Source organism: Castellaniella sp. (genome assembly GCF_047971665.1).
In the GTDB taxonomy this organism is placed as follows: Bacteria; Pseudomonadota; Gammaproteobacteria; order Burkholderiales; family Burkholderiaceae_B; genus Castellaniella.
The window spans coordinates 18,531-41,510 of the sequence record NZ_JBKEAA010000018.1 but is presented as its reverse complement, the minus strand read 5'-3'; the positions used below and the strand labels follow the sequence as shown (position 1 = coordinate 41,510).

The 22,980-nt window shown below is 65.3% G+C and carries 22 protein-coding genes; 10 read left to right on the top strand and 12 right to left on the bottom strand.

Annotation, left to right across the window (positions count from 1 at the left end; genetic code table 11):
* Positions 1 to 50: 50 nt before the first annotated feature.
* Positions 51 to 869, bottom strand: coding sequence for a DUF4743 domain-containing protein (locus ACK5JE_RS06890; protein WP_416800955.1), 819 nt, complete (start codon positions 867 to 869; stop codon positions 51 to 53).
* A 375-nt stretch (positions 870 to 1,244) separates the two neighbouring features.
* On the opposite strand from ACK5JE_RS06890, the gene coxB reads away from it, so the two are divergent.
* From coxB to ACK5JE_RS06865, 5 genes are all read left to right on the top strand, one after another.
* A complete protein-coding gene (coxB, locus tag ACK5JE_RS06885; protein WP_416800954.1) occupies positions 1,245 to 2,405 on the top strand; it encodes a cytochrome c oxidase subunit II in 1,161 nt (386 codons plus the stop codon).
* A gap of 84 nt (positions 2,406 to 2,489) precedes the next feature.
* A complete protein-coding gene (ctaD, locus tag ACK5JE_RS06880) occupies positions 2,490 to 4,100 on the top strand; it encodes a cytochrome c oxidase subunit I (protein WP_416800953.1) in 1,611 nt (536 codons plus the stop codon).
* A gap of 10 nt (positions 4,101 to 4,110) precedes the next feature.
* Positions 4,111 to 4,227 (top strand): cytochrome oxidase small assembly protein, encoded by a 117-nt coding sequence (locus tag ACK5JE_RS06875; RefSeq protein WP_325123879.1) that lies wholly within the window; start codon positions 4,111 to 4,113, stop codon positions 4,225 to 4,227.
* Complete coding sequence (locus ACK5JE_RS06870) at positions 4,224 to 4,421, top strand: DUF2970 domain-containing protein (RefSeq protein ID WP_416800952.1); 198 nt, start codon at positions 4,224 to 4,226, stop codon at positions 4,419 to 4,421. Before ACK5JE_RS06875 ends, ACK5JE_RS06870 begins: the two co-directional genes overlap by 4 nt.
* Before the next feature lie 28 nt (positions 4,422 to 4,449).
* Complete coding sequence (locus tag ACK5JE_RS06865) at positions 4,450 to 5,325, top strand: cytochrome c oxidase subunit 3 (RefSeq protein ID WP_416800951.1); 876 nt, start codon at positions 4,450 to 4,452, stop codon at positions 5,323 to 5,325.
* Between the two features lie 144 nt (positions 5,326 to 5,469).
* On the opposite strand, the gene ACK5JE_RS06860 is transcribed toward ACK5JE_RS06865, so the two are convergent.
* The gene (locus ACK5JE_RS06860; RefSeq protein ID WP_416800950.1) at positions 5,470 to 5,688 is read right to left on the bottom strand and encodes a twin transmembrane helix small protein; all 219 of its coding nucleotides are present in this window, start codon (positions 5,686 to 5,688) and stop codon (positions 5,470 to 5,472) included.
* Positions 5,689 to 5,723: 35 nt separating this feature from the next.
* On the opposite strand from ACK5JE_RS06860, the gene ACK5JE_RS06855 reads away from it, so the two are divergent.
* The 5 genes from ACK5JE_RS06855 to ACK5JE_RS06835 are packed head-to-tail and all read left to right on the top strand — an operon-like array spanning position 5,724 to position 9,809.
* A complete protein-coding gene (locus tag ACK5JE_RS06855; protein ID WP_416800949.1) occupies positions 5,724 to 6,503 on the top strand; it encodes an SURF1 family protein in 780 nt (259 codons plus the stop codon).
* The gene (locus tag ACK5JE_RS06850) at positions 6,500 to 7,111 is read left to right on the top strand and encodes an SCO family protein (protein ID WP_416800948.1); all 612 of its coding nucleotides are present in this window, start codon (positions 6,500 to 6,502) and stop codon (positions 7,109 to 7,111) included. The genes ACK5JE_RS06855 and ACK5JE_RS06850 overlap by 4 nt, the downstream gene beginning before the upstream one ends.
* Positions 7,111 to 8,202, top strand: a complete 1,092-nt coding sequence (locus ACK5JE_RS06845; RefSeq protein WP_416800947.1) for a COX15/CtaA family protein — start codon at positions 7,111 to 7,113, stop codon at positions 8,200 to 8,202. Before ACK5JE_RS06850 ends, ACK5JE_RS06845 begins: the two co-directional genes overlap by 1 nt.
* Positions 8,203 to 8,236: 34 nt before the next feature.
* Complete coding sequence (cyoE, locus tag ACK5JE_RS06840; protein ID WP_416800946.1) at positions 8,237 to 9,145, top strand: heme o synthase; 909 nt, start codon at positions 8,237 to 8,239, stop codon at positions 9,143 to 9,145.
* A gap of 55 nt (positions 9,146 to 9,200) precedes the next feature.
* On the top strand, positions 9,201 to 9,809 hold the full coding sequence (locus ACK5JE_RS06835; RefSeq protein ID WP_416800945.1) for an SCO family protein: 609 nt from the start codon (positions 9,201 to 9,203) through the stop codon (positions 9,807 to 9,809).
* A 20-nt stretch (positions 9,810 to 9,829) separates the two neighbouring features.
* Here ACK5JE_RS06835 and ACK5JE_RS06830 read toward each other — a convergent pair whose 3' ends face one another.
* The 10 genes from ACK5JE_RS06830 to ACK5JE_RS06785 form a co-directional block, all read right to left on the bottom strand.
* A complete protein-coding gene (locus ACK5JE_RS06830) occupies positions 9,830 to 12,538 on the bottom strand; it encodes a cation:proton antiporter (RefSeq protein ID WP_416800944.1) in 2,709 nt (902 codons plus the stop codon).
* Between the two features lie 275 nt (positions 12,539 to 12,813).
* Positions 12,814 to 13,719, bottom strand: coding sequence for an RNA polymerase sigma factor RpoH (gene rpoH, locus ACK5JE_RS06825; protein ID WP_416800943.1), 906 nt, complete (start codon positions 13,717 to 13,719; stop codon positions 12,814 to 12,816).
* 110 nt (positions 13,720 to 13,829) lie between these two features.
* Positions 13,830 to 14,681: an endonuclease/exonuclease/phosphatase family protein gene (locus ACK5JE_RS06820; RefSeq protein ID WP_416800942.1), complete on the bottom strand. Its 852-nt coding sequence runs from the start codon at positions 14,679 to 14,681 to the stop codon at positions 13,830 to 13,832.
* A gap of 16 nt (positions 14,682 to 14,697) precedes the next feature.
* Positions 14,698 to 16,491 (bottom strand): aspartate--tRNA ligase, encoded by a 1,794-nt coding sequence (aspS, locus tag ACK5JE_RS06815; protein ID WP_416800941.1) that lies wholly within the window; start codon positions 16,489 to 16,491, stop codon positions 14,698 to 14,700.
* Between the two features lie 49 nt (positions 16,492 to 16,540).
* Positions 16,541 to 17,191: a DUF502 domain-containing protein gene (locus ACK5JE_RS06810; RefSeq protein ID WP_416800940.1), complete on the bottom strand. Its 651-nt coding sequence runs from the start codon at positions 17,189 to 17,191 to the stop codon at positions 16,541 to 16,543.
* A 12-nt stretch (positions 17,192 to 17,203) separates the two neighbouring features.
* Complete coding sequence (locus ACK5JE_RS06805; RefSeq protein WP_416800939.1) at positions 17,204 to 17,572, bottom strand: FmdB family zinc ribbon protein; 369 nt, start codon at positions 17,570 to 17,572, stop codon at positions 17,204 to 17,206.
* Between the two features lie 49 nt (positions 17,573 to 17,621).
* Positions 17,622 to 18,917, bottom strand: a complete 1,296-nt coding sequence (locus tag ACK5JE_RS06800) for a putative Na+/H+ antiporter (RefSeq protein ID WP_416800938.1) — start codon at positions 18,915 to 18,917, stop codon at positions 17,622 to 17,624.
* 35 nt (positions 18,918 to 18,952) lie between these two features.
* The gene (locus ACK5JE_RS06795) at positions 18,953 to 20,566 is read right to left on the bottom strand and encodes a GMC family oxidoreductase (protein WP_416801074.1); all 1,614 of its coding nucleotides are present in this window, start codon (positions 20,564 to 20,566) and stop codon (positions 18,953 to 18,955) included.
* A 225-nt stretch (positions 20,567 to 20,791) separates the two neighbouring features.
* A complete protein-coding gene (gene ubiA / locus ACK5JE_RS06790; RefSeq protein ID WP_416800937.1) occupies positions 20,792 to 21,688 on the bottom strand; it encodes a 4-hydroxybenzoate octaprenyltransferase in 897 nt (298 codons plus the stop codon).
* Between the two features lie 53 nt (positions 21,689 to 21,741).
* Positions 21,742 to 22,950, bottom strand: a complete 1,209-nt coding sequence (locus ACK5JE_RS06785) for a PLP-dependent aminotransferase family protein (protein WP_416800936.1) — start codon at positions 22,948 to 22,950, stop codon at positions 21,742 to 21,744.
* Between the last annotated feature and the right edge of the window lie 30 nt (positions 22,951 to 22,980).

Sequence of the window (22,980 nt, the reverse complement as noted above, 5' to 3'; positions counted from 1 at the left end):
AGAACCTGCCCATGCCCAGAAAGAGACCGCGCGACGCGTCCGGACAGGCCCTAGGCGGTCGCCCCGCCGGACTTGGCGGCCTGCAGGCGGTGCCGCAGCGAATCCAGAATGGCCAGCTCGGCTTCCAGCGTGAAGGCGCCATGCGTGATCATATCCCACAGTTCGCCCATCGCCAGACAGCGGAACTCGAGGACTTCACCATCCATGTTCCGGGGCGCGGTGCCCGCATCGAGCACGCAGTCGCTGAGCAACACATTCTCGACCTGATAACCGTCATCCAGGCGGCGATGCATGCGCAATACCATGCGCAGCGGGCCATGCGCGGCCAGTGCGACGGCCGGCAGGCCGGCTTCTTCGAGGGTTTCGCGCAACAACGCCGATTCCGGGTCCTCGCCCGCGGCAACCAGCCCGCCGGACAGGGTGTCCCACAGCCCCGGGTCGGTCGATTTGTCCAGGGCGCGGCGGGCAACCCACAAGCGCCCGTCCGGCGACCAGCCATTCAGGTGGACGGCCTGGGTGAGCAATCCCAGAGGCCGCACAGCCCCTCGCTCGATGCTGGCCAGCGGCCGGCCCTCGGCCATGACGTCCAGGAGTTCATCGCGCCAGGTGCGGATACAGCCGGCTTTCCGCAAGGCCAGCGCCACCTCGCGCAACACGGCATCCAGCGTCAGGCGCTCGGCGGGCGCATCCGTGAAATGCACCGCCTCGGGTTCGACATGAACGCCCGGCAGGCCGACGACGGCGGCCAGCGCCGCAGGCGCGATCCAGCCCCCGACCCGGCCCGCCACGGTCGCCGGGCGGGCGCCCACCGGCGGCAATTGCTGGGCACGGCGCACCAGGCGCGCATTGCGCGCCTGGAGATCGTCCAAGGAAAAAGCCGCTGCAAAAGCATCCATCCAAGCATTGTAGTGGATGAGTCCGGACACAGGACTGTCCCTGCGGACAGGCCTGTGCCGGACGAATCGGAGCGGCCTGCAAGCCGCGACGTGATCCGTGGATATCTGCAACAGATGTGGACTAGTGGAAACCCGGAAAGCGAATGGACGAAGTCCGCGCACGCCTGTACAAGCCCCGGCCAGTGGCTATAATCCCTTCAGGCTTATAAGGATACTCAGGTTACAGCTACCGCAATTTATTTTACGGCCTGACAACCCAGCCATGTGTGCAGGAACCGGTTGTTTCCCCGCTTTTCTTTGATGACGATCAACCAGTCCTGAAAAATACACGCCAACCAAAGGGACAACATGAAGATGGTCAGAGGGACATTGGGCATGATCGCGCTGTCATGGGCGACAGTTGCCGGGGCACAGGTTCAGGACATGCCGGGAGGCCCGGGCGTCAACCAGCTGAATCTCCCCACCGGAGTGACGCCCATCGCGCGGGAAATCTATTCCTTGCACTGGGTGATCCTGATCATCTGTACGCTGATCTTCATCGGTGTTTTCGGGGTGATGCTGTATTCCATCATCCACCACCGCAAGTCCAAAGGCTACAAGCCCGCCAGGTTCGAAGAGCATCTCGGCCTGGAACTCACCTGGACAGTGATTCCCTTCCTGATCATCGTCGGCATGGCCATCCCGGCCACCCGCATCGTGCTCGCCATGAAGGACACCACCAGCGCCGACCTTACCGTCAAGGCCACCGGCTACCAATGGAAGTGGGGGTATGAATACCTCGACGGCCCGGCCTCCGGCGTGCGCTTCCTGTCGAACCTTTCCACACCGGAAGACCAGATCAACGGTAAGGCCGCCATCACCGACACCTACCTGATGGAGGTCGACCAGCCCCTGGTGGTGCCGGTCAACCAGAAAGTCCGCATCGTGCTGACGGCCGCCGATGTGATCCACTCCTGGATGGTGCCCGATCTGGGGGTCAAGCAAGACGCCATCCCCGGGTTCCTGCGCGACACTTGGTTCCGCGCCGAAAAACCCGGCATCTACCGTGGCCAGTGCGCCGAGCTCTGCGGCAAGAACCATGCCTTCATGCCGATCGTGGTCGAAGTGAAATCCCAGGAAGACTACGCCCAGTGGGCCGCCCAGCAGAAAACAGCCATGGCCGCCGCCACCGAGGATCCGAACAAGACCTGGTCCAAGGACGAACTGGTCGCCAAGGGCAAGCAGGTGTTCTCCACCACCTGTGTGGCCTGCCACCAGGCCAACGGCCAGGGCATCCCGGGCACGTTCCCGGCCCTGAACGGGGATACCAAATTCGTGCTGGCGCCCATGAAAGGGCAGATCCTGACGGTGCTGAACGGACATCCGGGAACCGCGATGGCCGCCTTCCGCGATCAGTTGAGCGACACGCAGATCGCCTCGGTCATTACCTATACGCGGAACGCATGGGACAATGCAGGCAAAGGCCCCGACCCTGTCGTCCAGCCCTCGGACGTCAAGGCCCTGCGCTGAGCCGAGCCCCAACCCACATAGCGAATTCACACGATATTCCTTGCGCCGCGCGGAACGCGGCGCACCCCAGGAAGGAGGCATTCAATGAGCAGCGTCACGGTCGATCACATCCCGCCCCACACCGGGCATGACGAGCACGCCCACCCGACTCCGCGCGGCTGGCGGCGCTGGCTGTTCGCCACGAATCACAAGGACATCGGCACGATGTACCTGATCTTCTCTTTCTGCATGCTGCTGGAGGGAGGCACGCTCGCCCTGCTGCTGCGCACGGAGCTGTTCGAACCCGGCATTCAGTTCTTCCAGCCCGAGCTGTTCAATCAGTTCACCACCATGCACGGGCTGATCATGATTTTCGGCGCCATCATGCCGGCATTCGTGGGCTTCGCCAACTGGATGATCCCGCTGCAGATCGGTGCGTCCGACATGGCCTTTGCCCGGATGAACAATTTCAGCTTCTGGCTGCTGCCGGTGGGCGCGATCCTGCTGACGACGTCGTTCTTCGTGCCGGGCGGCGCCAACGCCTCGGGCTGGACCATGTACGCACCCCTGTCGCTGCAGATGGGCCCGGGCATGGATTTCGCGATCTTCGCCGTGCACATCCTGGGCGCCTCGTCCATCATGGGCGCGATCAACATCATCGTCACCATCCTGAACATGCGCACCCCGGGCATGACGCTGATGAAAATGCCGCTGTTCTGCTGGTCCTGGCTGGTGACCGCCTATCTGCTGCTGGCCGTGATGCCGGTGCTGGCCGCCGCCGTCACCATGCTGCTGACCGACCGCCATTTCGGCACCCACTTCTTCAATGCCGCCGGCGGCGGCGACCCGGTCCTGTACCAGCACGTGTTCTGGTTCTTCGGCCACCCCGAGGTCTACATCATGATCCTGCCGGCCTTCGGGATCGTGTCGCAGATCATTCCCACCTTCGCGCGCAAGCGGTTGTTCGGCTATGCCTCGATGGTGTATGCCATCTGCGCCATCGCCATCCTGTCGTTCCTGGTGTGGGCGCACCACATGTTCACCACCGGCATGCCGGTCACTGCCCAGCTGTTCTTCATGTACGGCACGATGCTGATTTCCATCCCCACCGGAGTGAAGGTCTTCAACTGGACGGCAACCATGTGGCGTGGCTCCATGACCTTCGAGACGCCGATGCTGTGGGCCGTGGGCTTCATCTTCGTGTTCGTCATCGGCGGCTTCACCGGCCTGGTGGTGGCCATCGCGCCGATCGACGTCCAGCTCCAGGACACCTATTACGTGGTGGCGCACTTCCACTACGTACTGGTGGCCGGCTCGCTGTTCGCCCTGTTCGGCGCCGCCTACTACTGGCTGCCCAAATGGTGCGGCCATATGTACGACGAGCGCCTGGGCAAGTGGCACTTCTGGATGACGATGATCTCGTTCAACATCACCTTCTTCCCGATGCACTTCCTCGGTCTGGCCGGCATGCCGCGCCGCTATGCGGACTACGCCGCGCAGTTCACCGATTTCCACCAGGTTGCCACCATCGGTGCCTTCTGGTTCGGCCTGTCGCAACTGCTGTTCGCCTACGTCGTCATCAAGGCGTTCCGGGGCCATGGCGCCCGCGCGCCGGCCAGCCCCTGGGAAGGCGCCGAGGGCCTGGAATGGACGGTGCCCTCGCCCGCGCCCTACCACACCTTCGTGACGCCGCCCGATTTCGAGACCAGCCGCTGAAGGTCGTGCCATGACACCTGAACAACGCCGCCGCAACCGCCGTACCGGATGGATCCTGGCGCTATTCGCCGTGGCCATCCTGGTCTGGACTTTCGTGCGCGCGAATCTGTACGGGGTCGTGTCATGACGGAACAACACCACAACACCTTCCTGCGCTCGATGCGCACAGTCGCCTGGGCATTCCTGGGACTGCGCAAGCGCTCCGGCCATGACGAGGACCTGTCGCATCTGCGTCCCTCGCACCTGATCGTGGCGGGCCTGATCAGCGGGGTGGCGTTCGTATTGCTGCTGATACTGGCCGTGCGCGTGGCAACGGCCTAGAAGACAGAGGACAAGAGGAGAAACAACAATGACGACAGCCCAGATGGCCCATACCGGCGAGGCCCCCTACTATTACGTCCCGCCAGACTCAGTCCACCCGATCCGGGCCAGCCTGTGCATGCTGGCCACACTGATCGGCGCGGCCTTGTGGGTCAACAGCTACGCGCTCGGCCCCTGGCTCTGTCTGGCCGGGATCCTGTGCATGTTCGTCGTGCTCTACGGCTGGTTCGGCGATGCCATCCGTGAATCCGAGCGCGGCATGAACAGCCAGCGCATTGACCATTCCTACCGCTGGAGCATGGCCTGGTTCATCTTCTCCGAGGTCATGTTCTTCTCGGCCTTCTTCGGCGCGCTGTGGTACACCCGCGAGGTCACCACGCCGTGGCTGAGCAGCCTGGACACCCAGACCCTGCTGTGGCCTGGTTTCAGCGGCACCTGGCCGAACCAGGGGCCCGCGGGCACGATCGCCCCCTTCGAGACCGTGGGACCATTCTGGCTGCCCACCATCAATACGGCGCTGCTGCTGTCCTCCGGCGTCACCCTGACCATCGCACACCACGCCCTGCGCGCGGCGCACCGCTCCAAAGCCATCTTCTGGCTGGCGCTGACGGTGATCCTGGGCTTCGCCTTCGTGGCCTGCCAGGCCTACGAATACCACCACGCCTACACCGAACTGAATCTGCGCTTCACCTCGGGGGCCTACGGTGCGCTGTTCTACATGCTGACCGGCTTTCACGGCTTTCACGTGATCCTGGGCGCCACCATGCTGACTGTGATCTGGCTGCGGCTGGTCCGCGGGCATTTCACCGCCGATCATCACTTCGGTTTCGAAGGCGCCGCCTGGTACTGGCACTTCGTGGACGTGGTCTGGCTTGGCCTGTATATCTTCGTCTACTGGTTCTGATGCGGCTCGCGGGCCGGCAGCAGCCGATCTCGTCGAGGGAAAGCCGCCGCGCCGCGTCCCGGAACCGCGCGGGCCTGATCGCGCGCGTGCGGTCCGGTCCCACCAGGCCCGTCATCGCCCGCCGGGCCGATCACGGATCCCGGCTTACCCGCCCGTCGTGCCCACCTGCAGGCCCGTGGCGTCGATCCAGCCCAGCGCATGCGACAGCAGCAGGAACAGGAACAGCAGGATCGACAACCCCACCCGCCATGTCAGAGCCCAGGCCATCCGGTCGGTGCGGCCCCGGTCCTGCATGAGATACTTCATGGCCGACCCCAGGCTGGCAAGCACGCCCAGAAACAGCACGACAATCAGAATTTTCATGGGTATTCCCCGCAACACCAGGATGTAAGTACGGTATGACCCCGCAGCAACCCGCACCCCGCATGAAGGCCATCGTGGCCCTGGTTCTGCTGGTTCTGCTGGGCGCGATCTGCATCGGCGCCGGCCAGTGGCAACTGCGCCGCGCCCATGAACGCGAAGCATTGCTGGCCGCCATCGAGACGGGTCGCCGTGCGCCGGCCCAGGTGCTGGATGCGCAACACCGCGACGGCCCCGACTGGCATCCGGCCAGCACCCGGGGGCACTGGCTGAACCCATTTACTGTACTCCTTGATAATCGTAACCTCAAAGGAAAGCCTGGCTTGTGGGTGGCGACCCCGCTCGCGCTGCAGGACAGCCCCGGAACAGCCGTGCTGGTGCTGCGCGGCTGGATCGCCCGGCCGCTGCCACCCGCCACCCTGCCGGATCTGCGTGCCGCCTCGGGGGTGATGCAGGTCCATGGCACCTTGCTGCACCGGGTCCCCCGCATGTTCGATCTGGGCAGCCTGACCGGCCAGCCGGACACGGCACTGCCCACGCCTTTTCCCACGGCAGACGGTCAGCCTCCCCGCATGCAGAATCTGCCGCTGGCGGCACTGGCGGCCGCCACCGGTCTGGATCTGCTGCCGGTCGTGCTGCAGCAGGCCCCCACCGAGGACGCCGCCCTGATTCAAGACTGGCCCGGCCCATCGACCAACGCCAGCCAGAACTACAACTACGCCCTGCAATGGTTCAGCTTCGCCGCGATCGCCTGGATCGCGGCCGGCATCACCGCCTGGCGCATCCTGCGCCGCGCCTCATCCTCCTCGACCGCATGACGACCGCACCCGCCGCCTCCCGCTCCATCCGCCCCCTCATCGCCATTCTGCTGATCTGTCTCGCACCCGTGGTGTTCGCCCTGCTGGCCTACTACGTGCCGGCCCTGGGGCTGCGTCCCGACACCCGCACGAGCTATGGCGTGCTGATCGAACCTCAGCGCCCGATTCCCGTCAATCTGGCCCTGCGCGATGAACAGGGTCAGCCCTACGATCTGAACCAGCTCAAGGGTCAATGGCTGCTGATCAGCGCGGGTCCAGGCGCCTGCCCGGAGTCCTGCGTGCGCGGCCTGTTCGTCCTGCGCAATTCCCATGCCAGCCAGGGCAAAGAGGTCGATCGCCTGGAACGGATCTGGTTCGTCACCGATGACGCACCCGCCGCGCCCGTGGTCGAGCAGGCCTATGCGGGCACACACGTGCTGCGGGCCGACCCGGCCCGGCTGGCGGCCTGGCTGGCCCCCGAGGCCGCCGATCCCGCCGCCGCCCTGGCGCAAGGATTGTGGATCGTCGATCCCCTGGGCAATCTGATGATGCGGTTCCCCGATACCCGGCAGCCCGAGGGCGTGCGCGACGACATCCGCACACTGCTGAAGAATTCCCGGATCGGCTGATGAACCGCACGGCCGACGCACCCGCCGCCACACGCGCCACCGCCCGGCAGACCGCCGGACCGGACCGGCCGTCCAGGCTGCTGTCGCGCTATCGCAAGCTGGTGTTCCTGACCTGGTTCCTGACGCTGGACCTGATCATGTTCGGCGCCTTCGTGCGCCTGACCGATTCCGGCCTGGGCTGCCCCGACTGGCCGGGTTGCTACGGTTACCTCAGCCCGCTGGGCGCCGGCCAGCACATCCGCGACGCACTGGAGGCCATGCCCTACGGCCCGGTCAGCGCCTTCAAGGCCTGGATCGAGATGATCCACCGTTACGCCGGCGCCTTTCTCGGCATGCTGATCATCGCCATCACCTGGTGCGCCTGGCGACTGCGCCACCTGCCCCGGCGCAGTCCGGCACTGGCTGGCTGCGTATTGATCATGGTGTGCATCCAGGGCGCTTTCGGCGCCTGGACCGTCACCCACCGGCTGATGCCGCTGGTGGTCACCACGCACCTGATGCTGGGCATGGGTCTGCTCGCCCTGATGACTTGGCTGGCGGCCCGGGAAAAGGCCCACGCGCCCGTTCCCGATGCCCCGGGGGCGGAACGCGCCTGGATGATCCTGGGGTTCGCCGTGCTGTTCCTGCAAGTCGCGCTGGGCGGCTGGGTCAGCACCAACTATGCGGCACTGGCCTGCATGGATTTCCCCACCTGTCACGGGGCCTGGCTGCCCGCCATGGATTTCCGCGAGGGCTACGCTCTGCTGCGCGGCCTGGGGCAGCGCGCGTCCGGGGAAATCATTTCGCAGGACGCGCTCACCGCGATCCACTGGACGCACCGCAACTTCGCCTTCTTCGTCATCGCCCTGCTGGGCCTCCTGGCCTGGCGCTGGCACCGCACACCCGGCCTGGCGGGTCCGGCACACCTGCTGCTGGCCCTGCTGGCGCTGCAACTGCTGACTGGCCTGACGACGATCTTTTTCCAATGGCCGCTGCTGATCGCCGTGATGCATAACGGCGGCGCCGCCGGCCTCGTCCTGGTGAGCGTCACACTGCTGTGGCGTCTGTCCCGGCCCGGCAAATCTGCCCGCCCGGGCAGGGAAACCCACTAGCCGCGGCATGACCGCAAGCGCCTAGAATATTCCTATGACCATCGCCGCCGCCCATCGCCGATCCCCGTCCTTGCTGCGCCAGTATCTGGCGCTGACCAAGCCGCGCGTCACGCAACTGGCTGTCTTCTGCGCCGTGATCGGCATGTTCCTGGCCACCCCGGGCCTGCCCGACCCCTGGCGCGTGCTGACCGCCACGGTGGGCATCTGGCTGCTGTCGGCCGCCGCCTTTTCCATCAACTGTCTGGTCGAACGCGAGACTGACGCGCGCATGCTGCGCACGGCCCGCCGGGGCACCGCCTCTGGCCAGATCGGCAGCCATCAGGTATTGCTGATGGCCGCGGCCCTGGGGGGCGCCGGCATGTGGATCCTGTATACCCAGGTCAATGCGCTGACGATGTGGCTGACGTTCGCCAGCTTCGTCGGCTATGCCCTGATCTATACCGCCATCCTCAAGCCCCTGACCCCGCAGAACATCGTCATCGGCGGTCTCTCGGGCGCCATGCCGCCGGCGCTGGGCTGGGCGGCCATGGCCGATGCCGTCCCGGCCGAGGCCTGGCTGCTGGTGCTGATCATCTTCATCTGGACCCCGCCTCATTTCTGGGCGCTGGCCCTGTACCGCCACCACGACTACGAGAAATCCGGCCTGCCCATGCTGCCGGTCACGCATGGCCAGAATTTCACCCAGCTGCACATCCTGCTCTACAGCATCGCCTTGTTCGCGGCATCCGTCATGCCCTACGTCGTGCGCATGAGCGGCCTCGCCTATCTGATCGCCGCCTGCCTGCTCAGCGGCCGCTTCGTCTGGCAATCTCTTGCGCTTTATCGAACCTATTCGGATGCCAGGGCGCGTAAACTGTTCCATTATTCGATCCTGTATCTGGCGCTGCTGTTCGCCGCGCTGCTGCTGGATCACTGGGTCGGTCTGGTCCTCGTCCCGGCCTGACCCGGGCGCGCGCCATGGCGGCGCCCCGACCGACTCACCGACCTGGATGATGGACATGCCGTTTTCAATATCGCGCCGCCGGCTCCTGGCTGGCGCTCTCGCTACCCTGCCTCTGACCCTGGCCCTGCCGGGCTGCACCTCCAAAGCCGAACCTCTGCCCTTCGAGGGCAACGACATCACCGGTACCCGCCTGGGGCGGGATCTGGACATGATCGACACCACGGGCCAGCGACGTACGCTGGCGGACTTCAAAGGCAAAGTCTTGCTGGTGTTCTTCGGCTACACGCAATGCCCGGATGTCTGCCCCACCGCAATGGCACAGGCGGCCCAGGCCCTGCAGGTGCTGGGAGATCAGGCGCGTGACGTGCGCGTCATCATGATCTCGGTGGATCCCGCGCGCGACACGCCCGAGATCCTGGGCAGCTACGTGCAGGCCTTCGATCCGGCCTTCATCGGCCTGACGGGGACACCGGAACAACTGGACAAGACGGCAAAGTCCTTCAAGGCCTTCTACGCCAAAGAGGCGGGCCCGACGCCTGACCGCTACGCCATGAACCACTCGTCGGCCTTCTATCTGATGGACCGCGAAGGCGAGGCCCGCGCCTTGCTCGGGCCGGCACTGACGCCCGAGAACATGGCTCACGACATCAAGCTGCTGCTCTAGCGCCTGGCGGTCCGACCCTGCTATTTTTTCTCGGGTGACGCTTCGGATCCGGGTGGCGTCCCGGATTCGAGCAACGTCTCGACTTCGGATGATGCGTCGGCTTCGGGCGGCACCTTGGCTTCGGGTGACGCGACGATTTCGACCGCCTCTTCGACGTCGGCGAATGCCACCGCAGCGCCCTGATCCTCAGCCGCCGCAATCCGGTCGAAATCGGGCAGGGGCTCGTGCTGGCGCTCGCCGGACTCGAACTGCTGCCAGACCTCGATCGCCTTCAGCCGCTGGCGCACGACCAGATCGATCTTTTCGCGCAGCATCGGATACTGCTCCTGCAGGCGCTTGAAATCGCGCTCCAGCAGCATCAGCAGACGGCTGTAGCCCAACGACCGTGCGCGGGCCTGGAAATCATTTCCCATGGCCAGCGCCATTTCGCCAAAAATCTGGCCACTGCCCAATTCGGCGGTGGTGCCGTCCGGCAGGTCCAGGACCACCGCGCCGGAGGCGACGAAATACATGGCGCGACTGCGCCCGAACCGGGTGGGAATGGCCTGGCCCGGCATCACCAGGCGGGGCTTGAGCACCCTGCGGATGGCGGCCATGGTGCGCTCGTCCATGCCCTCGAACATCGAGACCCGTTGCACCAGCGCGCCCGCGCTCATGGTGATGTCCAGCACACCGCTTTCTTCCAGCGCTCCCCAGCGGGTCTCGGTTTGCTCGATCAGGTCGGCATAGGTTTCCCCGCTGATGAGGTTGTGCGCCAACATGTCGCGGTATCGGATGCGTTCCATGGCGCGCGCCATGCGCGCCAGATAGGCGACCTGGAGGTACTGGGCGTAATTGGGGTACTGCAGCGCCAGCGCCTGCAGCGCGCCCTCCAGCAGCGTCAGGCGGCGCTGGTGTGCCGCCACGATGATGTCCGTGACCTCCTCGCCCAGCATCGGCTGCACATCGCTGCGGGCGAACTTGATCAGGCGCCGCGCCACGGACCACTTGCACATCAGGTTCGTGAACCGCTGCGCCAGCTCGCGCACAAGCCAGCCCTCCCAACCGGTCAGGTAATGCACCCGCAACGCCATCCGCAGAGACCACGAATACCGCAGATCGTTTTCGAGCGCGGCTTCGAATCCACGCAGGCCGCGCGAGTGCACAGCATCGCCCAGCCGCTCGGCGCGCGCCAGCAGGGACTCGGCGGTGCGCCAGTCCACGACCTGTGCCTTGAGCGTCTCGAAGAACATTTCCTCCTCGCGTCCCGCCAGCATCCCCATGCCGACCGTGACCTTCTGGTCCAGCGACAGCTGGAGGACTTGTGACGCATCCACGCTGGCCTGGCTGGCGTCGAACACGGCATGCAGGCGTTCCAGCACCTCGCTGCCGATGTGCTCGTTGTGGGCGATATCGTCGATCTTCAGACGCAATGCCTCGAGCTCCACGATCTGCGCCTGGTCGCGCAAGGAGCGGTCCACCGGAGAGAGCTGATTCAGTCCCAGCCGGTGGATCAGCGGGCGTAGCGTCAGGCCATTGATGAACAGGGTCATGAGCACGAACCCGGTCGTGACCACGGCGATGAACTGCCGCGCCTCGTGGGGCACCGCGGGCTGTTCCGTGACAGCCAGCGCCAGGGCCAGCGACACGGCTCCGCGCAGACCGCCCAGCAGCATCACGGCCCGGTAGGACGGGCTGACCTCGGTGCTCAGTCGCAGCCGGCCCAACAACGGCAGCAGGCCATAGACGATCACTCCGCGCGCGCACAGCGTGACGATGAACACCACCAGGATCAGCAGGACTTCCATCCAGGTGATTTCCGCCATCATGCGCGGGATCAGCATGGCGGCGAACAGGAAGATCAGTGAATTGGCCCAGAACCCGAATTGCGCCCAGGCGCCCTCGAGCTGCTCGAAGGTCGTCGGCGACATGCGCGTCCGGCCGCTGGACCCCACCACCAGGCCGGCGATCACGGTGGCCACCACCCCCGAGACTCCCAGATAGTGCTCTCCGATGAAAAAAGTCAGGTAGGCCAGCGCGACGGTCAGCGTGATTTCGGCCGTCGGCCAGCCGCGCAACCAGCGGAACAGCTCGATGGCCACCCACCCCATGATCAGACCAGCCAGGCCGCCACCCAGGAACCCGATGACGAAACTGCGGACGATTTCCGTCATCGCCGATGCCGTACCGCCGAACAGCACATTGAGCAGCACCGCGTACAGGGCGATCGAGGCTGCGTCATTGAACAGCGACTCGCCCTCGACCAGATTCGTCAGGCGGCGCGGCGCGCCGACCTCGCGAAAAATACCCACGACCGCCACCGGATCCGTGGTGGCCACGATGGCGCCCAGCATCAGACAGACCACCAGGCCGTAGGTGGAGATCGCTGCCAGCGAAAAACCCACCGCCACGGTACAGACCACGACGGCGACGATGGCCATCACCAGGATCGGACTGATGTCGTCGAGCAGCCGCCTCACGTTCGTCGCCAGCGCCGTCTCGAACAGCAGAATGGGCAGGAACACGAACAGGAAGGTCTCCGAGGAAATCTCGAACCGCTGCAGCGTGTCCAGAAAATCCGCCACCACCCCCGGGGCCCAGCCATGCACGTGGATGATCACGCCCAGGACAAAACCCACGATGGCCAGCAGCACCGAATAGGGCAGGCGCAGACGCCCCGCCAACGGGGGCATGAAGGACACCAGAGCCAGCAAGCCGGCCAGGCCGAACACCAAGAGGCCGATTTTCATATGCGCAGAAAGGAACCCGATTATTGAATATTCTATGTTACCGAGTCAGGTTCTGCCTTTTTTCAGGCAACCGGCAAAAAAAAGGGGATGCCAAAGGGCATCCCGTGAACATCCGCTTCGATAGGGAGGGGAAGAGGAGAAGCAGAAGCGGACGACAGAACGTGAGTGCCGACGAGGCCGGCGCGCGCTCATGGTGGGTTTGTCCCTCGCCCGCATCAAAAGTTCACGCTCGGAGGCGGGAAGATGCAAAAAAATATGACCGTCCGGAAATCGGCTCAGCCGGCCTCGAACTCATCCCGCCGATCGCTCAGGGCGACACGCAGTTTTTTAAGCGCCGCGGACTCGATCTGGCGCACCCGCTCGGCGGAAATGCCGTATTCGGCAGCCAGCTCGTGCAGCGTGGCGCCCCCGTCATCGACCAGCCAGCGCGCGCGCACAATATGCTGCGAACGCGCATCCAGCATTGCCAGGGCATGTTCCAGCCCCTCGCCCTGCAGCGCGTCCATGTTGCGACGCGCCAGGACCTGGGCCGGCTCCTGGGCCTTGTCGGACAGCCAGTCGGCAGGCGCGTAGCGGTCCTCGTCGCCGGCCGGCGCATCCAGAGCGAAGTCGCCGCCCGAGAGTCGGACCTCCATCTCGGCGACGTCCTCCGGGCGCACATCGAGCTCCTGGGCGATATCGGCGACCTGGTCCGGTGCCAGGCTATGGCCGTCAGGCCGCATGCGGCGCAGATTGAAGAACAGCTTGCGCTGGGCCTTGGTGGTGGCGATCTTGACCAGGCGCCAGTTACGCACCACGTATTCATGAATCTCGGCGCGGATCCAGTGCACGGCGAAAGACACCAGCCGGACCCCGCGGTCGGGATCGAAGCGGCGCACGGCTTTCATCAGGCCGATATTGCCCTCCTGGATCAGGTCCGCGTGCGCCAGCCCATAGCCCAGGTACTGCCGGGCAATGGAAACCACCAGTCGCAGATGCGACAGGATCAGGTCGCGCGCGGCGTCCAGATCGTTATGATCGCGCAGGCGCCGCCCCAGGTCGGCCTCCTGGTCGGCGGTCAGCATCGGCAGCCGGTTGACGGCGCCGATGTAGGCATCGATGGTGCCGAGCGCGCCGGGGTTGGCGATCGCCAGCGAGAGCTGCGACGGCGCGAGCGACAAGGCGGACGAAGGGGTGGTCATCGTGGCAAGAGCCTCACACGGAATATCAAGATGTTAGCACTCCATATGGAAGAGTGCCAATTTCAACGTAACGGGAGTTAGGCCGTCGAATCGCGAAAAAGTTCCTCGCCTCAGGGCAATTCCAGATCCGCCACCAGCGGCGCATGATCCGACAGCTTTTTCCAGGGCGCGCCATGCAGCACGCGGGCCCGGCGCACGGCAAAACCGCGCTGATAGATGCGGTCCAGCCTCAGCCAGGGGAACACGGCGGGAAAAGTCCGGGGCGGCGGCGTCAGGCGCGCCTGACCGTCCATGGACAGCTCGGGCCGCTGGCGCAAGGCCTGGCCCGGCAACCAGGCCAGCCGCTCGCGCAGACGCGACACGGTGCGGCGCAACCGGTAGATCTCGTCCGACCCCTGCGGGGCGGCGGCAAACACCTCGACCAGGCCCAACTGCTCGACAAACAGGGGCGCCAGGCGATTGGTCCAGTCGTTGAAGTCTCCGGCGATCAGCAGCGGTTCGTGCGCAGGCACCAGCCGCTGGATGCGATCGGCCAGCGCCTGCACCTGACGCGAGCGGCCGCCCGCCAGCAGACCCAGATGCACGACCAGACAATGCACCGGCACATCGCCGACCCGCACCACGCCGTGCAGCAGGCCGCGCTGCTCCAGGCGGTGGTCCGAGACATCCTGGTTCTCGTAATACAGAATGGGATAGCGCGACAGCAGCGCATTGCCGTGGTCGGTCGTCTGGCGGACGGCGTTGCAGCCGTAAGCGGCCTGCATGCGCAAGGCCGCCGCGAGAGATTCGTGCTGCGCATCCAGGCTGCTGCGCATCTGGTTGCGGCCCTGGACCTCCTGCAGGAACAGGAGGTCGGGCCGCAACCCATACAGCCCCAGGCGCAGGTCGGCCAGCGATTCCCGTCCACCCGTGGCCGAGCGGCCCTTGTGGATGTTGTAGCTGACGACCCGCAGGACGGGCATGGCCGGTCTCCCCGCCCTATCTGGCTTCCGTCTGACGCAGGCGGATATGCAGTTCGCGCAGTTGTTTCTCGTCCACAGCAGACGGCGCCTGGGTCAGCAGGCACTGGGCGCGTTGCGTCTTGGGGAAGGCGATCACGTCGCGGATGGATTCCGCACCCGCCATCAGCGTCACCAGTCGATCCAGGCCGAAGGCCAGACCGCCGTGCGGCGGCGCGCCATACTGCAGCGCATCAAGCAGGAAACCGAATTTGAGGCGGGCTTCCTCGTCGTCGATCTTGAGCGCCTTGAAGACCTTGCGCTGGATATCGGCGCGGTGGATACGCTCGGAGCCGCCGCCGACTTCCCAGCCGTTGATGACCATGTCGTAGGCGCGCGCCAGGGCCTTGCCCGGATCGGTCTCCAGCAGGTCCTCGTGGCCCGGCTTGGGGCAGGTGAAGGGATGGTGCGCCGCCGTGTAGCGGCCCTCGCCCTCGTCGTACTCGAACATGGGGAAATCCACCACCCACAGCGGCTTCCAGCCCGGCTCGAACAGCCCGTTGGCGCGGCCGAATTCGCTCTGGCCGATTTTCACGCGCAGTGCGCCGATGGCGTCGGCGACCACCTTGGCGCGATCGGCGCCAAAGAAGATCAGATCGCCATTCTGTGCGCCGGTCCGCTCGATCAGGGCGCGCAATGCGTCCGCATGGATGTTCTTGACGACGGGCGACTGCAGGCCTTCGGGGATCGCGCTGGCGTCGTTGACCTTGATATACGCCAGACCGCGCGCGCCATAGATCCCGACGAACTGGGTATACGCGTCGATCTCGCTGCGCGGCAGGCTGCCGCCGCCGGGCACGCGCAGCGCCACCACGCGGCTGGCCGGGTCATTGGCAGGACCGGCGAAGACCTTGAAGTCCACACCGCGCATCAGATCGGCGACGTCGATGAATTCCAGCTTGACGCGCAGGTCCGGCTTGTCCGAACCGAAGCGGCGCATGGCCTCTTCCCAGCTCATGGTGGGGAAAGGATCGGGCAGCGCCACGTCCAGCACCTGGCGGTAGACCTCGCGCACCATGCCCTCGAAGATCTCGCGGATCTGGACTTCGTCCAGGAAGGAGGTCTCGCAATCGATCTGGGTGAATTCCGGCTGGCGGTCCGCGCGCAGATCCTCGTCGCGGAAGCACTTGGTGATCTGGTAGTAGCGATCGAACCCGGACACCATCAGCATCTGCTTGAACAGCTGCGGCGACTGGGGCAGCGCGAAGAACTCTCCCGGATTGACGCGCGAGGGCACGAGATAATCGCGCGCGCCTTCGGGCGTGCTGCGGGTGAGCATCGGGGTTTCGATGTCGACGAACCCCAGGGCATCGAGGTAGTTGCGCGCCACCATGGACACGCGATAGCGCAACATCAGGTTGCGCTGCATCTGCGGACGGCGCAGATCCAGCACCCGGTGCGTCAGGCGCGTGGTCTCGGACAGGTTGTCGTCGTCGAGCTGGAACGGCGGCGTGACCGATGTATTCAGGATCTCGATCTCGCGGCAGAGGATCTCGATTTCACCCGAGAGCAGATCGGGATTGGTGGTGCCTTCGGGACGCAGGCGCACCAGGCCGGTGATCCGCAAGCAGTATTCGTTGCGGATCCTCTCGGCGGTCTCGAACGCGGCCTTGTTGTCCGGATCCACCACCACCTGGGCCAGGCCCGCGCGGTCGCGCAGGTCGATGAAGATCACGCCGCCATGGTCGCGGCGACGATGCACCCAGCCGAACAGGGTCACGGTCTGGTCGAGGTGGACTTTGGATACCTCGCCGGTGTAGCAAGTGCGGTTCAAGAATGGCTCCGTCAGAGGAATTGTTTGAATTTGAAAGAATTGTCCGGATTCAATGAGACTGCCTGTCGGGGGGCGCCACGGCCGGCAGGTCCATCTGTATCTGGGACGACGACGCGGACGGCGCCACCACCCCCATGGACACGATGTATTTCAGGGCGGTTTCCACCGACATGTCGAGCACCTGGACATCGGTGCGCGGCATCATCAGGAAGAAACCCGACGTCGGGTTGGGCGTCGTGGGCACATAGACGCTGACGAAATCGCCCTCCAGCAACGCGGCGATTTCGGTACTGGGCGCGCCGGTCAGAAAACCGATGGTCCAGGCGCCCTGGCGCGGATACTGCACCAGCACCGCTTCGCGGAAGGCCTGGCCGTTGGGCGCGAACACGGTGTCGCTGACCTGCTTGACCGAATTATAAATGGAGCGCACCAGAGGAATGCGTCCCAGCAGGGATTCCCAGCGTGACAGGATGGCACGGCCGATGAAATTGGCGCAGAACAGCCCCGTGATGAGAATGATCAGCAGGACCAGGACCAGCTCGAACCCCGGAATCGCCACCCCGAACAACGCCTCGGGCGACAGGAACGATGGCACCATGGAACCGAGCGTGTTGGCCAGAACGGTCAGCACCCAGACCGTGGCCACCAGCGGGAGCCAGATCAGCAGGCCGGTGATGAAGTAGCGTTTGAGGAAGCGCATGGGTTCAGGGAATCAGCCCGACGTCGAAGCGGGAGGAGAGGAACCGCCGCCAGAGGCGGAGCCGGACGCGCCGCCACCAGAGGCGGAGCCGGACGATGCGCCGCCCGCCGTATCGGCGGATTTCGGGGCGGATTTTCCTCCTCCGCGAAAGTCGGTTTCGTACCAGCCGCCGCCCTTTAAGCGGAAACCGGCCGCCGTCACCTGTTTTTCGTAAGTATCCTGACCGCAGGCCGGACAGGTCGTCAGCCGCGGATCCGAGATTTTCTGCAACACGTCCTGCTCATGGCCGCAGTGGCTGCAACGATAGGCATAGATAGGCACAGCATGTGATTCCGAAATAATCGACGGCTTGGATTTTAATCCTTTTGCGGGAATCCCCATTCGTCGCGCGGGTTTGGGCTGTCGATGCCCTGCGCGCGACGCCGCGACCTCAGCTGAAAGAATTGGGCAGCAGGAACATCACGACCGCCACCATCGTCGGCACGGCCGCCGAGGCCAGCAGCCGCAGCGGCGAGATCGTGCCATCACCGAAGCAGCCTTTGAGGATGGAAAATCCGGCCGGATTCGGCGCATTGGCGATCACGGTCAGGCCGCCCCCCGTGACGGCGCCCGCCACCAGCATATAGCGCCAGAGATCGCCCGTACCCTCGACCAGCGAGCCCAGGTAGGTCAGCGCCGCATTATCGGTGACCGCCGTCAGCGCCGTGGCGCCGAAATACAGGACGTAAGGCGACAGCCCGCCGAGCAGATCCTGAAGCCACCATTGCTGCAGACCGCCCAGCACCACCAGCCCCGCCAGGAAGAAACCGACCATCAGCCCTTCGCGCAACAGCAGCGGCGACTGGTGGCGTTTGTAGGCCTGGGTATAGCCAATGAACAGCACCAGCAGCGCCATGAAGATGTGCATGTGATGCGAAGCCAGTACGATCCCCATCAGGAACAGCACGTGCACAGCCATCACGGCGGGCGGCGACGGCGAGCGCTTTTTGCTCTCGTTTTCCTCTCCGTCCTCACCCTCCTGCACGCCAAGGCTGCCATTGAGCAGGAAGGGCCGGCAGATCATCGACAGGATCAAGCCATTGATCAGCACGGCGGTCACCGCGCGCCAGCCAAAATGCGTGGCCATGAAGGTCGTATCCCATCCAAAGGTCTGGGCCACCATCAGCACCGGCGGCGCCGCATAGGCCGTCAGCACCCCGCCGATGGACACATTGACGAACAACACGCCGACCGTCAGGTACTTGAACCCGTCCTGGCCGGGCCGGCGGAAATAGGCCTGGCGCAGCAACAGGGCCGCCAGGGTCATGGCGGCCGGCTCCGTGATCAGCGAGCCCGCCAGCGGCACCAGGGTCATGATGACGAAAAAGCGCGAGACCTCGCGGGCCATCGGCAGCAGGCGGGACACGAAATCGACCAGCAGACGAACCAGTTCGATGATGGGCCGGCTGGCCGCCACCACCATGATCACAAAGACGAAAGCCGGCTCGGTGAAATTGCGTGTATCCAGGTATTCGATGGCCCCCTTCATGCCCAGTGTCAATCCCATCCACGCAAACAGCACACAGGCCCAGATCCCGAAAACGGCCTCGACCTCGGACAGCAGGTGCCACAGACCGGCATGCGGTCCGCCACGATTGGCCAGACGGGCGAAAACGGGGACGGAGAAGGTATGGATGATGGCGATGGCGAACAGCGCAGTTGCCACGACCTCGGTATGACTGACCATGTCCAGGTCCTGTGTGAAAGGCGGAATAGAGGGATTCAGGCCTCGCCCAGAATCAGGCGCGCGCCCTTTTCGGCAATCATGATCGTCGGCGAATTGGTGTTGCCCGAAGTAATGACCGGCATGATCGAGGCATCGATCACCCGCAGGCTTTCAAGCCCCCGGACACGCAGCTCCGGATCCACCACGGCCAACGGATCGACCCCCATTTTACATGTCCCCACCGGATGGAAAATGGTGGTGCCGATGTCGCCGGCGGCTGCTTCCAGGGCCTCCTGGGTCTGGATCGCCTCACCCGGCAAGTATTCTCTGGGCTGGTAGCGCGCCAGTGCAGGCTGGGCCATGATGCGCCGCGTCAGGCGCAAGGCATCGGCCGCCACGGTACGGTCTTGCGGCGTCTGCAGATAATTGCAGAGGATCTCCGGCGCATCGGCGGCGTTGGGCGAGACGATGCGCACGTGGCCCCGGCTGCCAGGCTGCAGATTGCAGACCGAGGCGGTCATGGCCGGGAAGTCATGCAGCGGATCACCGAACTTGTCCAGCGACAGGGGTTGGACATGGTATTCCAGGTTGGGGCGGGGACGCGCCGGGTCCGAACGCGCGAAAGCGCCCAGCTGCGAGGGCGCCATCGACAATGGCCCGCTGCGGAACAGGGCGTACTGCAGGCCCATCCAGGCCTTGCCCCACCAGGCATTCGCCAGGGTGTTCAGCGTGTGCGCGCCTTGCAGGCGGTAGATCATGCGCAGTTGCAGGTGATCCTGGAGATTCTCGCCCACGCCGGGCAGGTCCAGCACGATCGGGATGCCGAGCCTGCGCAGGCGTTCGGCGGGACCGATGCCCGAGACCTGAAGCAGCTGGGGCGATCCGATCGCGCCGGCCGCCAGGATGAGCTCCCGGCGCGCCACGGCATGCACGCGCCCGCCGTTCGCCACACAATCGACCCCGGTCGCGCGGCGGCCCGAGAAGGTGATCCGTTCGACCCGCACGCCGGTCATCACCCGCAGGGCGTCCCGATCCATGACGGGGCGCAGGAAGGCCTTGGCCGCATTCCAGCGCACGCCCCGGCGTTGATTGACCTCGAAATAATCGCAGCCGGCATTGTCGCCACGGTTGAAATCGTCGGTGCGCACGATGCCCGCCTGGGCCGCCGCATCGCGAAAAGCATCGAGCACCTCCCAGCGCAGGCGCTGGCGTTCGACCCGCCAGGTGCCCGAAGCCCCATGGAATTCGCTGGCCCCCGCATGATGATCCTCGACGTCACGGAACAGCGGCAGCACATCGGACCAGGCCCAGCCCGGATTGCCGAGCGCCGCCCAGCCGTCATAATCGGCAGCCTGGCCGCGCAGGTAGAGCATGCCGTTGATCGAGGATGAACCGCCCAGCACCCGGCCGCGCGGATAGCCCAGGGAGCGGTAATTCAGGCCAGGATCCGGCTGCGTGTGATAGCACCAGTCCGTGCGCGGATTGCCGATGCAATACAGGTAGCCGACCGGGATGTGGATCCAGCGCCAGTCATCGGCGCCACCCGCCTCGAGAAGCAGCACGCGGTATTGGCGCGACAGGCGATTGGCCAGCAGGCAGCCGGCCGAGCCGGCGCCCACGATGACGTAATCGAATTCCAGCGCCGCGGTCTCCGGCGAGTCTGCGGTCATCACGTGCGGTCTCCTGTGGCACCGTCGGGCGGCGCCGTCATTCTTGATGGAATCAGTCTAGCCGCAACGCCGGGCCTGCGCCAGACGGGATCGCCCGCGAGGCCCATACACTCGCATGCGCACACGCAAAACAGCGCTGGCTGCTCAGAGAACGCCGTCCGTACCTTGCAGAGAGATGTGCCCGCATGCGCATGCGCGAAGCCGCGCCCCGCGAGCCGTCCTGGCTTACAGCCAGGGACGCAGGACCGTGCCAGCCAGCGAGGCCACGATCATCAGCACCCCCACCAGCATGTTGGAGCGGAACAACCGCAGGCCGCGTTCCGGATGACGCACGTCGAAGACGCGCACCTGCCAGACGAAATGCCCCGCGATGATGGCCATGACCAGGTAATAGGGCCAATCCATGTCCATCCCCCAGCCGGACGCGATCCACAGTACCGCCGTGGCGGCATACATGCCGCCGATCCAGGCCCGTCCCTGGTCGCCGAAACGCATGGCGACCGATTTCAGGCCCAGCATGCGATCATCGCGCAGATCGATGTAGGCGTAGATGGCGTCATAGCCGATCTGCCACAGCACAGCGCCCAGCCACATGGCGACCGCATACCAGGGCACCGCATCGCGGGTATCGGACCAGGCCATCAACATGCCCCAGTTGAACGCCGCCCCCAGCACGGCCTGCGGCCAGTAGGTATAGCGTTTGCACAGCGGATAGATCACCACCAGCGGCAACAGCGCCAGCGCCAGCCAGCGGCTGTAGGCATTGATGGCGAACAGCAGCGTCGCGCTGACCAGCAACTGCGCGACGGCGAACCACAACGCCGCCCGCAGCGTGAGCTGGCCGCTGGTCAGCGGACGAAAGCGTGTCCGCTCGACACGGTGATCGAAATCCCGGTCGAAGATGTCGTTGAAGGTGCAGCCGACGCCACGCATCAGCAGCGCGCCCAGGGAGAACACCACCAGACGCCACAGTGTCGGCCAGCCATCGGCCGCCTGAACCAGCGCCGCCAACGCGGGCAGCAGGGTCAGCCAGGTGCCAACGGGCCGGTCCAGCCGGCACAGGCGCGCGTAGGGTCCCCAGGACGCGGGCAGCCAACGGGCCACCCAGTCATCGAAACGCATGTCAGACAGGTCGGAGCCGTTGCGCCCCGGACCTGCGGGGGTCCCGCCGGCCGTCATCCGCGCGCGGGCGCCGGACCGATGAGTTCGGCCAGGGTCTGCACGCCGATGCGGATGCGATCCTCAGGCACGGTGACGAAACTCAGGCGCAGCGTATTGGCGGGCGCCTCGACGCCGGCATAGAACGGCGCGCCCGGCACGAACGCCACGTTGCGCTGGATTGCCGCCTGCAGCAATTGCGCCGTGTCGATGGACTCGCGCAGCGTGACCCAGATGAACATGCCGCCTTCAGGGCGCGTCCAGCGCGCATCGGAAGGGAAATGCGCCTGCAGGGCATCGAGCATGTACCCGCATTGGCGGCGGTAGAGCTCACGGACTTTGGGCAGATGGGCGCGCAGAAAACCGCGGCGCACGGCCTCGTACACCGCCATCTGGGTGACTGTCGCGGTATGCAGGTCGGTGGCCTGTTTGATCTGCACGAGCTTGGAGATGATGTTGCGCGGCGCCACGACGTAGCCCAGGCGCATGCCGGGCGCCAGCACCTTGGAAAAGGTGCCCAGACGGATCACGGTCGCACCCACCGGACGGCCCAGTTCGAGCAGGCCGGGCTGCGGTTCGCCCGCATAGCGCAGTTCGCCGTAGGGATCGTCCTCGATGATGGGCAGCCCCAGGCGGGCGCAGCGCTCGACCAGGGCCTGGCGGCGCTCGCGATCCAGCGTAAGACCGGTGGGGTTCTGGAAATTGGGCAGCACGTAGATGAAGCGCGCGCCCAGGGCGAGATCGTCGTCCAGGGCTTCGGGCACAAGGCCTCGCTCATCGGTGGGGACGGACTGGTAGTGCGGCTGGAACTGGGAAAACGACTGCAGCGCCCCGAGATAGCTGGGCGCCTCGACCAACACGCGCGCCCCCTGATCGATGAACAGTTTGCCGAGCATGTCCAGCGCCTGCTGCGATCCGGACACGATCAGGACTTCCTCAGGATCGATCGTCAACCCGGGACGCGACAGATCCTGAGCGACCCACTCGCGCAACGGCGTATAGCCCTCGGTGCGGCCGTACTGCAACGCAGTGGCGCCCTGGGTCGCCAGCACCTGGTCGAAGGCGGCCCGCAGCTCGGCAATCGGAAAGCCCTCGGGCGAAGGCAGGCCGCCGGCGAACGAGATGACCTCGGGCCGTTCGGTGATCTTGAGGATTTCGCGGATGGCCGAGCTGGTGAGCTGGTTGGCGCGTTCAGAAAAAAGCGGGCGGGAAACGGACGTGTCCATGATTGATTCCGAATAGGAACCTGCCTTGTG